This is a genomic window from Citrobacter sp. wls829 (assembly GCF_005280825.1).
GTDB classification, from domain to species: Bacteria; Pseudomonadota; Gammaproteobacteria; order Enterobacterales; family Enterobacteriaceae; genus Citrobacter; species Citrobacter gillenii.
Genome location: NZ_SZWP01000042.1, coordinates 1 through 13984 on the forward strand (window position 1 = coordinate 1; position 13984 = coordinate 13984).

Sequence of the window (13984 nt, forward strand, 5' to 3'; positions counted from 1 at the left end):
TGACCTGCTTATTCGCACCTTCCTTAGCAAAGTTCTCTCCAACCGTGAACCTGAGTGTGGAAAATACGTTAGCGGGTGACGGTTTAAATGAAGAGATTAATCTTACTTTTAAGAATATCCGTGACTTTGAACCGGAGCAGGTAGCGAGAAATATCCCACAACTCCGCGTGCTATTGGCAATGCGTAATTTACTGCGCGATTTGAAATCTAATTTACTTGATAACGCCGCTTTTCGCCGTGAGCTGGAAATCGTCCTTAAAGATCCTGCCCTGAGTCAGGAGTTGCGTGATGAGTTGGCAACAATGATGCCAGAAGAGATTTAACGCTATACAGGGTTTCCTCCGCTTAAGCGGCTGGAATAGTAAAGGATCATTAAAGGAATATGTTGATGTCTGTTCAGGAACATACCTCTTCAGCTGCGGCTACCACCACGACGGGTGAGCGCAGTGTTTATCAGTCCCTCTTTGACAAAATTAATCTTGCTCCGGTTTCTTCATTGAAAAATGTCGATGCGTGGCAGAGTGATGAAGCGCTTTCCGATGCGGCTCCGGCTGAACGTGTGACCGCTGCCATTCAGGTTTTAGTCTCATGTCTGGCAGATGCGACACAACCACTGGAGCGTCTGGATAAAACGCTACTTGATGACCAAATTGCGCGTCTGGACAAACAGATTAGCGATCAGGTCAATGAAGTTATGCACCATGCTGAATTCCAAAAGCAGGAATCGCTCTGGCGCGGTTTGCATTCGATGATTATGGGTATCGATTTTCGCCGTAACGTTCGCGTCGAAATGATGGATATCAGTAAAGACGCATTACGCGATGACTTTGACGATGCGCCGGAGCTCATCCAGAGTGGGTTGTATCGTCATGTTTATATTGAAGAATACGATCAGCCTGGCGGTGAGCCTATTGCTGCAATGATCTCCGCGTATGAATTCGACAACAGCCCGCAAGATATTGCGCTTCTGCGCAATATTTCTGGTGTCTCAGCGGCTTGTCATATGCCATTCATTGGCGCAGTCGGTCCGAAATTCTTCCTGAAAGATAATATGGAAGACGTCGCCGCGATTAAAGATATCAACGATTATTTTGAACGTGCTGAATACATCAAGTGGAAAGCATTTCGTGATAGTGATGATTCCCGCTATATCGGGCTGACAATGCCGCGGGTACTTGGCCGCCTGCCGTATGGCCCTGATACCGTGCCGGTACGTAGCTTTAACTATGTCGAAGAGGTTAAAGGTCCCGATCACGAAAAATACCTGTGGACCAGTGCATCTTTCTCTTTTGCTGTGAACATGGTGAAAAGTTTTATCAAGAATGGCTGGTGCGTACAGATTCGTGGCCCACAGGCAGGCGGTGCGGTTAAAGACTTACCGATCCATTTGTACGATTTGGGTACCGGTAATCAGGTGAAGATTCCGTCTGAAGTGATGATCCCTGAAACCCGTGAATTTGAGTTTGCTAATCTTGGCTTTATTCCTCTTTCTTATTATAAGAATCGAGATTACGCCTGTTTCTTTTCTGCTAACTCGGCGCAAAAACCGGCTCAGTTTGATACTCCAGAAGCGACAGCGAACAGCCGAATTAACTCACGCCTACCGTATATCTTCCTGCTTTCCCGCATTGCGCATTACCTGAAAATTCTGCAGCGCGAGAATATTGGTACGACAAAAGATCGTCGCTTGCTCGAACTTGAACTCAACAACTGGCTACGCAGTCTGGTAACCGAAATGACGGATCCAGGTGATGATTTGCAGGCCTCACATCCGCTTCGTGATGGGCGAGTTGTGGTGGAGGACATTGAGGATAATCCAGGGTTCTTCCGTGTGCGCCTGTATGCCATTCCTCACTTCCAGGTTGAGGGGATGGACGTCAGCTTGTCGTTGGTTTCACAGATGCCGAAGTCGAAATCTTAACGATACCGAGCACAGGAGGTGCGATGAAGATTTATCGTCCATTATGGAGCGAAGGGGCCTTTCTGGCCCCCCAACAGTTTCAGCAACAAACACGCTGGGATGCTTATGTGGCTGACGTTGTTGCCCGTATGTCACTGTCATCTCCGTGGGGAGTCATCAGCGCAGAGTTTGACGAAAGTGCACTGGCTGTTTTTCGCTTAAATCCGGTCAATCTGGTCGTGCGTTTCCCTGACGGTACGTTAGTGGACACGAGTGTTTCAGACAACCTGCCTCCGGCGTGTGATTTATCTCATCTCACTGGCTACAACAACGTTGATGTCGTGCTGGCATTGCCGCTGCTTTCTGCAAACGGCGGCAATTTGTCATTAGGGGGCGGTGTCAGTCGCCCTTGTCGCTGGCAACAGGAGTGGTTACCCGTCCAGGACTTATCCGGCCAGGAACGGACTGATATGGCGGTATTACGGAATGCTATTACGCTGCGGTATGCCCATGATGATAACAGTGCTTATCTGACCTGTCCGGTCGCTTGTCTTATTCGAAATGCCCAAGGGCAATGGGAGTTAGGGGGGGATTTTTTACCGCCTTCACTTTCACTCACGGCAAGCCCCTTATTGATGAATTTACTGAGCGATTTGGTGCACCGCATCCGGGCCAGATGCCGCCGTTTGATGGCGTTGCGACGCGAAAGTAACGAACGAATGGCAGATTTTGCCGTAGCAGATGTATCGCTTTTTTGGTTGCTAAATGCGCTCAATAGCGCGGAGCCCGTGCTGAGTGAAATGCTAGAAAATCCCGGACGACATCCTGAACTACTGTGGCGAGAACTGGCGCGACTGGCAGGCAGTCTCCTGACGTTTTCATTGGATCATGATGTCAATGCTGTACCGCCTTATCAGCATACCCATCCAGATCGCGTATTCCCGCCATTGTTTGCCCTGCTGGTAGAACTGCTGGAAGCCAGCCTGCCTTCTCGTGTTGTCTCTATTGAACTGATACAGGAGCGACAGTTCTGGTATGGCGTTCTGGCGGATGCCCGATTGCGTGAAGGGGCTGATTTTTACCTTTCTGTCCGTTCGGATCTTCCTGCGCATTTACTCCTGACGCAGTTTCCACAGCTTTGCAAAGCAGGGAGCCGAGCCGATGTGTCTGATGTCGTCAATGTGGCGCTCAGTGGTGTGCCTTTAAAACCGTTGACTCATGTACCTGCGGCTATCCCGTTACGACTGGAAAACCAATATTTTGCGCTTGAGATTAATCATCCTGCTGCCCAGGCAATGCTGGAGGCGGGTAATTGCGCCTTCTATGTCCCAGGAACGCTAGGAGACATTCAACTTGAGCTGTTCGCAGTATTAAGGGATTAAACGACATGAAGAAGGACATCGATCAGGTTTTCTGGCCGGCCTGGCTTGCCGTAAGCCAGCTACGTAGTGGCGCCGACGTAGACGATGGGGCCGCGCTCTATCGGCGCGCCTGTCAGTGGGTTGATTCTGCGCGTGAAGCCTTACGTGAAATGGGATACAGCGATCATAGCGTTGAACACATGCTGTATGCGCAATGTGCATTACTGGATGAAAGCGTATTGAACCGTAATCGGCAGGACAGTGGTTATATCACTTGGCTGGCCACACCATTGCAAGCCCGCTATTTCAATACCACCAACGCCGGAGAAGAGCTTTGGGAACGTATCCGTACGGTACTTCGGGAGCCCGTTCCCGATATCGCGGTATTAACCTGTTTTTATCGTGCGGTCACGCTCGGTTTTGTTGGCCGTTATCGTGAGCAGGGAGATGAACGTCGTGAGGATGTGCTTGAAGCGCTGGCGGCTCAGGCTATGCCTTTTAAATTAAAGCACGATGCTCCTGTGGTCATTCGGGCCTCAGGTTTTTCTGGTGGGCAGCGTCGCTGGTGGTCGGCCTGGGTTGTGGGGGCGGTGACGTTAGGCGCCATGTGGCTGGTATTTTCTCACGTCCTGCAGGAGCAGGTTACTCTGCTTATTGGACAAGGTTAAGACATGATCCAGTTGCGAGGGATCGTGAACTACGTGCTGGCAACCGTGTTGGCATTGTTGTTGATCTGGGGATTCAGCCCGGTAAGTACCGGTGTGCGAGGCGGTCTTAGCGTTCTGATTTTGGTGTTGGCCATTCCAGGGATCGTTTATGGCTGGCGTCACTATAGCCAACTTGCATCTGATCATTCGGGTATTGACGTGCCTCTACCCCCTGAAAGTTTTCAAGGGCCGGTGGTATTGGTGTGTGGTGATAGTGAGCGATTGTTTGTCGCACGGGGGGCTTCTTGTGAAAGCTCACAGGGCTGGTATCTATGCGTCCAGACACCGGAACATTTTGCGGTTCTGGTTCGCCAAATAGCGGTACAACGTCCGGGTCTTCTGATGCGGGTTTCCGTTATGTTGGCGTTGACCCCGGAACAGCATAACGATGAAGACGCGCTTAAGCACATGCTGCTCAGTTGGCGGCGTGTGGTAATGCAGAGTCGGCGTTGGCTATCAGGAATACCACCGTTATGGTTGTGCTGTTGGTTGAATTATCCTGAGTGTAAAGAAACTGCGCGCTGGTTTATTCGTACGCCTCAGGATGCGGAGGTGCAGTCTGCCACGGGCTTAGACGATTTTTCCCCATTCTCTTCGGAAGAGCGTCCGGCTCGCCATTTTCATCTTACCCATGCCATATGGCTGGATAACTTATTGAATTGGCTAGAAATCGTGCAGGATGATGCCGGGCGTAATGTTCCGTCTCTTTTTTCAGCTTTGCGCGTGGTGTGCTTCACTTCTTTAAGCGGCAGAGAAAATAATCTGTGGCAGCAGCATATTGCCAGTCAGACAACGCTTTCTCCTGCAGTGTCTTCTGAATCCGTTTTACTGCCATTTCCGGATCTGGCTTTGTCTTTTTTATCTCGTCGCCGGGCATTAACGGCATTTCAACGCACAGTAGGCGTGAGTGGCTTGCTGTGTGGTGTTTTTGTTGGTCTGGCGATGCTGTTCAGTTTTATCAATAACCAGCATCTGATCAGAGTCACAAACGATCATCTGACTTTATATAGCCGTCTGACTGGCAATCCCGTCGAACCTAAAATTCAGGCTCAGGACCAACTGCGGCGTGATGTCGAGCGACTTGATCGTTGGTACCAGCGTGGTGAACCGCTTTCTCTTTCAATGGGCCTATATCAGGGTATGAGACTGATTCCTCCGCTTCGGGCGGCTATCAGTGACTGGGTGCCTCCTGCAAAACCGAAGATCGCAGCACCGCAAACCGTCCGTCTCGACAGTATGTCGCTGTTTGATACCGGCAAATGGGCCTTAAAAGCGGATTCAACAAAAATTCTCATCGCCGCACTGGTCAATATCAAAGCCAAACCGGGTTGGCTGATTGTTGTCGCTGGGCATACCGATGATGTTGGCGATGAGAAATCAAATCAGCAACTTTCTCTCAAACGCGCGGAGTCCGTTCGTGACTGGATGCGTGACACCGGCGATGTACCTGAGAGTTGCTTTGCCGTTCAGGGCTACGGTGAATCGCGCCCTGATAAAACAAACGATACGCCGGAAGGCCGGGCTGCCAACCGTCGTGTAGAAATCAGTCTGGTGCCGCAGGCTGATGCCTGTCGGACGCCGGGTATGAAGGAACCGTCACCGGAAGGCGGTGACGCATTAGCGAAGTAAAAAATGGAGAAAGAATTATGGCTATTCCAGTCTACTTATGGCTGAAGGACGACGGCGGCGCGGACATCAAAGGTTCTGTTGATGTGAAAGATCGTGAGGGCAGTATCGAAGTGGTGGCTCAGGAACATAACCTGTACATCCCTACCGATAATAACACCGGTAAGCTGACCGGGACGCGTATTCATACGCCGTTCATGTTCACCAAGGAAATCGATGCATCCAGCCCGTATCTGTACAAGGCTGTTACCACGGGTCAGACCTTGCGCCAGGCGGAATTTAAATGGTATCGCATCAATGATGCGGGTCAGGAAGTGGAGTACTTCAATACGACTTTGCATAACGTCAAAGTCGTGAAAGTAAACCCAGTGATGCACGACATCAAGGACCCTGCCAAGGAGAAGCACAACCACCTGGAGCAGCTTGAGCTGCGCTACGAGAAGATCGTCTGGACATACAAGGATGGCAATATCATCCATTCAGACGCCTGGAACGAGCGTACTACCGCGTAATACCCAAACGGATGAGGATTTCCTCATCCGTTTTTTTTTGCTCTCTGCTGAGCGCTTGGAAAGCACGTTCAGCAGAGAGTGACAACGTCAATATTACCTTATGGGCATTGGATTACGGCCAGGGGCGGTAGCGTGTCTGGATACAGGGAGTCAGGAAGCAAATGGAACATCAGTCAGCAGTGTTATTACGGCGCCTCAAGGCGTTAACAATGCGCTCACGACAACCTGTTAGCCTCTATTCCCGCCCAGTGATGGGACAAAGCGCCGTGGATGTTAACAGTCAGGTGCTGATTACGCTGACCACGGATAACCGCGAGGAGATACGTGACTGGCTACCTGGTGGTCAGCTAAACGGTGATTTTTTAGCGCTAATGCATGTTTATTTAGGTGCCAGAGTAAACGCGAGGCTGCAATTACGCATTCCTCGCTCGGCACTTGCGGATGCTCAACTGACCAGTAGCAAAAGTGAACGAGCCGTACAACTCGGTCGTACAGCGGTGATGCGGCTGGATAATACGAATAACGCAGAAGCAATGAATCAACTTATAACCATTAAACTTGGACTCTGGCAGAGTCTTAAACAAAATATTCAGCGGAGGGAAGCCGATGAGACTGGCGATTATCGCTATTAACGTTGCCGTAATAACCGGAATAGCCAGTTTACTAACCGGATGTGGTTTGACGCAAACGGTATCTGAAAGCACGGTATCATTAACTAAGTCAATTTTTTATAAGGAAATAAAAACGCTGCATTTAGATTTTCTGGCAAGAGAAGCGGTAAATAAAAATGCGCAGGGTATCGCACTTTCAACGGTTGTACGTATTTATCAACTAAAGGATCGTAAGGCATTTGATTCTGCAAATTATCAGTCATTATTTGCAGAGGATAGCACTGTGGTGAAAGCAGATTTAGTGGCACAAAAAGATATCAGAGTCCGTCCGGGTGAAAGCGTTACGCTCGATATTCCATTAGAAACAGAAGCACAATATATCGCTGTAGCAGGCATGTTTATTTCCCCCGAACAATCTGAAGATTCATGGCGAGTAGTATTAAGCCGTGAGGACCTTGATCCTGATAAGGCGCGGATTATTGAATTGAAAACTCAGGGACTGGCGCTCATGCCACTGGAGGACGAATAATGGTCAGACAACCTTCTCTGTATGACATTTTACTCGGGAATTTCGAGGGGGGGCTGCCTTTGCAGGCGGTCAGCGAAAACACACAGGTCATTCTGTCTGTTCTGGACAATATGCAACGCATTCTGAACACTCGCGCTGGCAGCCTCAAGCATCTCCCCGACTACGGCCTGCCAGATATGACGAAGATCCTCCAGGGTATGCCGGGGACAGCCCACCAACTTATCGGCACGCTTTCTCAGGTATTACTGAAGTATGAGCCACGACTCAAAGGTATTCAGGTCACGATGCAGGAACAGGAAGCGCCGGGGCATTTACGTTATTCCATCGATGCTGAACTTCATGATCTTGGCGTTGTTCGCTATGGCACAGATTTTACCCCTGAGGGGCGGGTACTGATTCGTCACTTAAAAAGGCAGGGTTGGCTTGATTCTGGAGTTTATTAACATGGATAAAAACCGAATCAGTACGGGCAGCGATCCGCGTACTTTCGCAGAGTATGGGTTGCTGCGGGATGAAATCAACAAGCTGACGCACCCTGCGCGTCCGGATGTTGACTGGCAAAAGGTTGAGCAGTTAAGCCTGGCGTTGTTCCGTAACAATGGGATCGAACTACAAACCCTTGCCTGGTATACCGTCGCCAGAATACGTAATGCGGATCTTATAGGGCTTGCTGAAGGTTGCGAACTCCTTGAAGCTTTACTCACGTATCACTGGACTACAATATGGCCGCAACAAACCCATGCGCGCATTGACATACTGGCCTGGCTGTCGACCCGACTACAGCAAGAATTGCGTACATTGACGCTGTCATATGCTGATCTCGCGACGGTGTATCGGGTTGAAAAAAGTTTGAAACAGGCCTGTGAAGTATTGCAACGCCTTGAATTGAAGGCGCTAAGCAAACTGGAAACCGTTGTTGCCTGGATGCACAATGCGGCTTTGCGACTGGAGACGTCTGAAGCAGAGTCGGGAGCCGCAGTCGTGATGGCATCCGCACCTGCCTCTGGCGAGCATAAAGAAATGTGCGCTGTTACGGTAAATAATATCTCGACTTCCTTACCTCAACTGGTATTTGTGGTCAATGAAACTGCACCATCCGAGCAAGTGAATACCGCAGGTTTTACCACTCATGTTTCTTCCGGGCGCCGACAGATGTTGCAGGGTTTTGCGACTGGCGTGCTGTTCGCCGCTGTGGTGAGTGTTGGTATTGTTTGGGGGATCAACGCTATGCAGGCTTCGCAGTATGACGTGGTGCAACCGTTACCGATGTCACTGACGCCTGCACAGTTGTCGGTCTTGAAGCAATCTTCAGACCTGGATGAGAAAAAACAGAATGTTTTGGCTTCTACGCAGAAGCAGCTCGATGTTTTACATCACCAGCAACCTTTGTGGTCAAGGGAATATGCCTCAGCGATCGCGCAGCAGGCAGCTACTCTGTGGCCAGAAGAAGCACAGGCTGCTGAGCTCGTCAGCGGATTATATAAACAGTGGGCTACCGAAGCGTTGCCGGATGGCGCATTACAGAACTGGCATCATGCACAGCTGGGGCTGGAGACGTTAACTGCCCAGCTAAATGCGCTTGATGAGCGTAAGGGGAAATATTTAACCGGTTCGGAATTGAAGTCCGCGATTTTTGCTATTCGCCGTCAACTGGATGAAACGCCACCGCCAGAAGAATTACTGCGTAAAATGGACGTAGAATTGAAAACACAAGGGAGTATATCGCCAGCTTTATATCAGCAGCTTGATATGCGCCTGAATCAGCTTCTCAATCGTTATGCGTTGTTGAAACAAAGCGTTAAACGGAGCGAATAATCGCACGACGTTTAATGAATAGCCTGTAGTCCCAGAAAGCAAAAAACCAGCCCGTAGGCTGGTTTTTCTAAATACTGGTGCCCGGACTCGGAATCGAACCAAGGACACGGGGATTTTCAATCCCCTGCTCTACCGACTGAGCTATCCGGGCAACGAGGCGCATTAAAACCGATTCGCTTCTTTTCGTCAACGAAATTTCTTCAAATCAATGCAGACTGCACAATCTATCACCACATTGCTGGTATTGCACGCATTCTCAGGCAAAAAATGCCGTCCACGCGGCGGAAAGCGGCATGGCCAATAGCAGGGCAGGTAGCATATTCACGACGGCAAACATTTTAATTCCGCAGATGCGCAAGCCGGTTGCCAGCAACAGCAAGCCACCTACGGCGCTAAAGTCAGCCATCATGGCAGGCGTCGTCAAAGGCAAGATCAGCGCGGCGCAGGCAGCGAGCGTCAGCTGGATTGCCAGCATCGGCACACAAATGGCGGATACCGCAATCCCCAGCGAACAGGCGAAGATGATAGCGGTGAAGAAATCGAGAAACGACTTCGCGATTAAAATATTCGGATCGCCGGTCATTCCTTCATGTATCGCCCCAAAGATCCCGGTTCCGCTGGCACAAAACAGCACAATGATGGCGACAAAGCTTTGAATAAACGATTCGTGCGTTGCATTGGCATCTGACTTTGAGAAAAGCTGCTGCGCTTTGGCGACCGCCGCATTAATCCCTTTTTCCAGATGGCACAATTCGCCAATCAGTGCGCCGACCAGCGTTGCCAGCACCATAACCGGCAGGTTGGCGCATTTGATTACCAGCAAGATACCAATGCCCAGAGAAGCCAGTCCGAAAATAGAGGTCATTGAGACCCGAATGCGTTCGGGTAAATGCTGGCTGAGCAGCGTGCCGAGAACGCCACCAAGTAAAATAGCGCTGGCATTAATAAAAGGTCCGATTACCACATGAGCTCCTGCATACCCGTTATCGTCTTGATGACGAAGGCAATTTTCGGGGTATATTTATGTTTTCAGATTGCATTATTATGACGCTATTGTCCGGCAAAATGCTTGTTTATCTGTGGGGATATGCATAGGATTTTGTCTTGCGCCTGGTAGTGAAAGGTGCCATGATTGCGCGAATTTTCTCCTGTCTGAATGGGGTTGCCTGGGATGAATCAATTCCCCCTACATCACCTTCAACATCGCCTTTTTGCGCGACGTTCTCCCCTTTCTACGACACATCCTCATTCTCCCTCCATGCGGTGACGGCGGCGTACGCTCACTGCAGGATAACAGTAAGATCAGAGGCTATCTGCTTTTACTGATGTCTGGCGGTCGGGGCTGGTAACCAGTTTGACCAAACATTTCGTGGGATAACGCCGTGTGGCATTGTCCGGGACTTTGACTTTCCCGAAACGGGTTTTTGCGCTTATGAAATCAATGAAAATTGCCGCCAGTGGTGAACTGGTCTCTTGTCTGTCTACCCATCGTCAGGTGGTGTCACTGGACGGTACCGATTTTACTGATGTTGCGGCAGTCGTCATTACCGTTGCGGACAGCCGCAGCGGGATCCTCGCGTTGCTTAAACGCACAGGTTTTCATTTACCGGTGTTTATTTTCTCAGAGGTTACTGTCGAATTGCCTGCGGGTGCAGAGGCGGTTATTGGCGGTAACGCACAGGACTGGTTGGAGCTGGAGTCTGCCGCATGTCGTTATGAGGACGATCTGTTGCCACCATTTTATGACACGCTGACGCAGTATGTCGAAATGGGCAACAGTACTTTTGCCTGCCCAGGCCATCAGCACGGTGAATTTTTTAAGAAACATCCTGCCGGACGGCATTTTTATGAGTTCTTTGGCGAGAATTTGTTTCGCGCGGATATGTGCAATGCTGACGTCAAGTTGGGCGATTTGCTCATTCATGAGGGGTCGGCAAAGCATGCGCAGAAGTTTGCGGCAAAAGTGTTTAATGCAGATAAAACATACTTTGTGCTGAACGGCACCTCTGCTGCCAATAAAGTCGTGACCAACGCGTTACTGACGCGTGGCGATCTGGTGCTGTTTGACCGTAACAATCATAAATCAAACCACCATGGTGCGCTGATCCAGGCCGGCGCTACACCAGTCTATCTGGAGGCGGCGCGTAACCCGTTTGGCTTTATTGGCGGCATTGATGAGCACTGCTTTAATGAAGCGTATCTGCGCGGGCAGATACGCGACGTCGCACCACATAAAGCCGACCAGCCGCGCCCGTTCCGTCTGGCGATTATCCAGTTGGGAACCTATGATGGGACCATTTATAACGCGCGACAGGTGATCGACAAGATCGGCAGTTTGTGCGATTACATTTTGTTTGACTCTGCCTGGGTTGGTTACGAACAATTTATCCCGATGATGGCGGATGGTTCGCCATTGCTACTGGATCTCAAACCCAACGATCCCGGGATTTTTGTCACCCAGTCGGTGCACAAACAGCAGGCCGGGTTCTCACAAACCTCGCAGATCCACAAAAAAGATAACCATATTCGCGGCCAGGCGCGTTTTTGCCCGCACAAACGGTTGAACAATGCCTTTATGCTGCACGCCTCCACCAGCCCGTTTTACCCGCTATTTGCCGCGCTGGACGTTAACGCAAAAATCCATGAAGGTGAGAGCGGACGCCGGTTATGGGCGGAATGCGTGGCGTTAGGAATTGAGGCACGTAAAGCCATTATCGATCGCTGTAAGCTGATTCAGCCCTTTATTCCCCCGATGGTGGGGGGGAAGCCCTGGCAGACATACCCGACGCAGGTTATTGCCAGCGAGCGTCGCTTCTTTAGCTTTGAGCCGGGAGCAAAATGGCATGGTTTTGACGGCTATGCGAGCGATCAGTATTTTGTCGATCCGTGCAAACTGCTGCTGACCACGCCGGGAATTGATGCGCAAACTGGGCAGTATACTGACTTTGGTATACCAGCGACGATCCTCGCACACTACCTGCGAGAGAATGGTATTGTGCCGGAAAAATGCGACCTCAATTCAATCCTGTTCCTGCTGACGCCAGCAGAAAGCGCAGAGAAAATGGCGCAGCTGGTGGCGATGCTGGCTCAGTTTGAACAGCACATTGAGAACGATACGCCGCTGGCAGATGTGCTGCCCACAATCTTCAACAAATACCCGATGCGCTATCGGGATTACACGCTGCGTGAACTGTGTCAGGAAATGCATGACCTGTACGTGAGCTTTGATGTGAAGGATCTGCAAAAAGCGATGTTCCGTCAGGAGAGCTTACCCGCTGTTGCCATGAACCCGCAGGATGCCAACAGTGCTTATATCCGGGGAGATGTTGAGCTGGTGCGCATTAGTGATGCTGCCGGTCGTATCGCGGCAGAAGGTGCGTTGCCTTATCCTCCCGGCGTGTTGTGCGTAGTACCCGGTGAAGTGTGGGGCGGAGCGGTACAGCGTTACTTCCTGGCGCTGGAAGAGGGCGTTAATCTGCTGCCGGGCTTCTCACCTGAACTGCAAGGGGTTTACAGTGAAACGGACGCCGACGGCATTAAGCGTCTGTATGGATATGTTCTGAAATAAAAAACGGATCGCGCGGCCGATACATTTCCGGCAAAAAAAGGGTCACCGTCAGGGGACCCTTTTTAATCAATGAAGATTAGTGTGCGATAGTCTGTGTGCCAGCCGGAGTGCGAACGTGTTTGTACTTAAACAGTGCGACGAAGGCAAAGGCCAGGAACAGTGAGTAGCCCGCGAAGATCAGCCATACGCTCTGCCAGTCAGTAATGCCGTTCAGTGTGAAGTGTTCCACCACTTTACCGCTCACCAGACCACCCAGAATACAGCCAAAGCCGTTGGTCATCATCAGGAACATACCCTGTGCACTGGCGCGAATTTCCGGACGAACTTCTTTTTCCACGAACACCGAACCCGAGATGTTGAAGAAATCGAAGGCGCAGCCGTAAACAATCATCGACAGAACCAGCAGCACGGTACCGAACGGAGTCGGGTCGCCGTAGGCAAACAGACCAAAACGCAGCATCCACGCCACAATACTGATCAGCATAACGTTCTTAATACCGTAACGGCTTAAGAAGAACGGGATGGTCAGGATAAACAGGGTTTCTGAAATCTGCGAGATGGACATCATTACTGACGCATGCTCGACGATGAAGCTACCAGAGAACAGCGGGTTATTATCGAAGCTGTGCAGGAAGGTATTACCGAACATGTTGGTAATTTGCAGTTCTGCGCCCAGCATCATCGAGAAGATGAAGAAAATTGCCATACGCTTGTTTTTAAACAGGGCGAAGGCATCCAAACCCATCATTGATGTCCAGCTCTGATTTTTCTGCTGATTAGCAACCGGAATATGCGGCAGCGTCAGGGTGAACAGTGCCAGCACCACGGACAGAATTGCGCCGATATACAGCTGCATATGGCTCAGTTCAAAGCCTGAGAAGCTTACCGCCCACATGGCCAGAATAAACCCGATGGTGCCCCAGATACGGATTGGCGGGAAGTCGGTGACAATATCCATCCCGGCAGACTGCAGGCGATAGTAAGAAATAGTGTTGATTAACCCCAGCGTTGGCATATAGGCCAGGGAGTTAAGCAGGATCACAAAGAACATGGCTCCAGGCGTGGTGACCTCGGCGGCAGCGAACAGCGTACCCGCACCCACCAGGTGGCAAAGAGCATAAACCCACTTCGCACTGATCCATTTGTCGGCGACGATACCTAACAGCGTAGGCATAAATACGGCGGCAATCCCCAGCGAGCTATAGACTGCGCCAATAGAGGCACCGTCGAATTTAAGGGTGACAAACATATAAGAGCCGAGGGTCGTGAGCCAACTACCCCACAGGCAGAACTGCAGAAAGGAAAGGACTTTCAGCTGCAGCTTAAGATTCATGTTAATTTCCTCACATCGTAAT

Annotated in this window: 13 protein-coding genes and 1 tRNA gene; 11 read left to right on the forward strand and 3 right to left on the reverse strand. The window is 50.5% G+C overall.

From position 1 onward, the window contains the following. From FDW88_RS05580 to FDW88_RS05625, 10 genes are all read left to right on the forward strand, one after another. Nucleotides 1-323: type VI secretion system contractile sheath small subunit (locus FDW88_RS05580; RefSeq protein WP_137362181.1), on the forward strand; the 323-nt coding region annotated here is incomplete at its 5' end. Between the two features lie 65 nt (nt 324-388). Beyond that, nucleotides 389-1921, forward strand: coding sequence for a type VI secretion system contractile sheath large subunit (gene tssC / locus FDW88_RS05585; RefSeq protein WP_096755688.1), 1533 nt, complete (start codon nt 389-391; stop codon nt 1919-1921). A 23-nt stretch (nt 1922-1944) separates the two neighbouring features. Beyond that, nucleotides 1945-3282, forward strand: coding sequence for a type VI secretion system baseplate subunit TssK (gene tssK / locus FDW88_RS05590; RefSeq protein ID WP_137362182.1), 1338 nt, complete (start codon nt 1945-1947; stop codon nt 3280-3282). A gap of 5 nt (nt 3283-3287) precedes the next feature. After that, nucleotides 3288-3929: a type VI secretion system protein TssL, short form gene (gene tssL, locus FDW88_RS05595; protein WP_137362183.1), complete on the forward strand. Its 642-nt coding sequence runs from the start codon at nt 3288-3290 to the stop codon at nt 3927-3929. 3 nt (nt 3930-3932) lie between these two features. Continuing rightward, the gene (locus FDW88_RS05600) at nt 3933-5597 is read left to right on the forward strand and encodes an OmpA family protein (protein ID WP_137362184.1); all 1665 of its coding nucleotides are present in this window, start codon (nt 3933-3935) and stop codon (nt 5595-5597) included. A 17-nt stretch (nt 5598-5614) separates the two neighbouring features. Continuing rightward, complete coding sequence (gene tssD / locus FDW88_RS05605) at nt 5615-6106, forward strand: type VI secretion system tube protein TssD (protein WP_117342662.1); 492 nt, start codon at nt 5615-5617, stop codon at nt 6104-6106. Nucleotides 6107-6267: 161 nt separating this feature from the next. Then, nucleotides 6268-6738, forward strand: a complete 471-nt coding sequence (locus FDW88_RS05610) for a type VI secretion system baseplate subunit TssG (protein ID WP_137362185.1) — start codon at nt 6268-6270, stop codon at nt 6736-6738. Next, complete coding sequence (tssJ, locus tag FDW88_RS05615) at nt 6713-7246, forward strand: type VI secretion system lipoprotein TssJ (RefSeq protein WP_096755711.1); 534 nt, start codon at nt 6713-6715, stop codon at nt 7244-7246. Before FDW88_RS05610 ends, tssJ begins: the two co-directional genes overlap by 26 nt. Continuing rightward, nucleotides 7246-7689 (forward strand): type VI secretion system baseplate subunit TssE, encoded by a 444-nt coding sequence (gene tssE / locus FDW88_RS05620; protein WP_137362186.1) that lies wholly within the window; start codon nt 7246-7248, stop codon nt 7687-7689. The genes tssJ and tssE overlap by 1 nt, the downstream gene beginning before the upstream one ends. A 1-nt stretch (nt 7690) precedes the next feature. Beyond that, nucleotides 7691-9061 carry a VasL domain-containing protein gene (locus FDW88_RS05625; protein WP_137362187.1) on the forward strand — a complete coding sequence of 457 codons (1371 nt, stop codon included), beginning with the start codon at nt 7691-7693 and terminating at the stop codon, nt 9059-9061. Nucleotides 9062-9136: 75 nt separating this feature from the next. On the opposite strand, the gene FDW88_RS05630 is transcribed toward FDW88_RS05625, so the two are convergent. Next, a tRNA-Phe gene (locus FDW88_RS05630) sits at nt 9137-9212 on the reverse strand. 105 nt (nt 9213-9317) lie between these two features. Beyond that, the gene (locus FDW88_RS05635; RefSeq protein WP_096755730.1) at nt 9318-10025 is read right to left on the reverse strand and encodes a DUF554 domain-containing protein; all 708 of its coding nucleotides are present in this window, start codon (nt 10023-10025) and stop codon (nt 9318-9320) included. A gap of 468 nt (nt 10026-10493) precedes the next feature. On the opposite strand from FDW88_RS05635, the gene FDW88_RS05640 reads away from it, so the two are divergent. Further along, a complete protein-coding gene (locus FDW88_RS05640; RefSeq protein ID WP_117342646.1) occupies nt 10494-12629 on the forward strand; it encodes an ornithine decarboxylase in 2136 nt (711 codons plus the stop codon). Between the two features lie 76 nt (nt 12630-12705). Here FDW88_RS05640 and FDW88_RS05645 read toward each other — a convergent pair whose 3' ends face one another. Beyond that, complete coding sequence (locus FDW88_RS05645; protein WP_096755733.1) at nt 12706-13962, reverse strand: nucleoside permease; 1257 nt, start codon at nt 13960-13962, stop codon at nt 12706-12708. Nucleotides 13963-13984 lie beyond the last annotated feature (22 nt).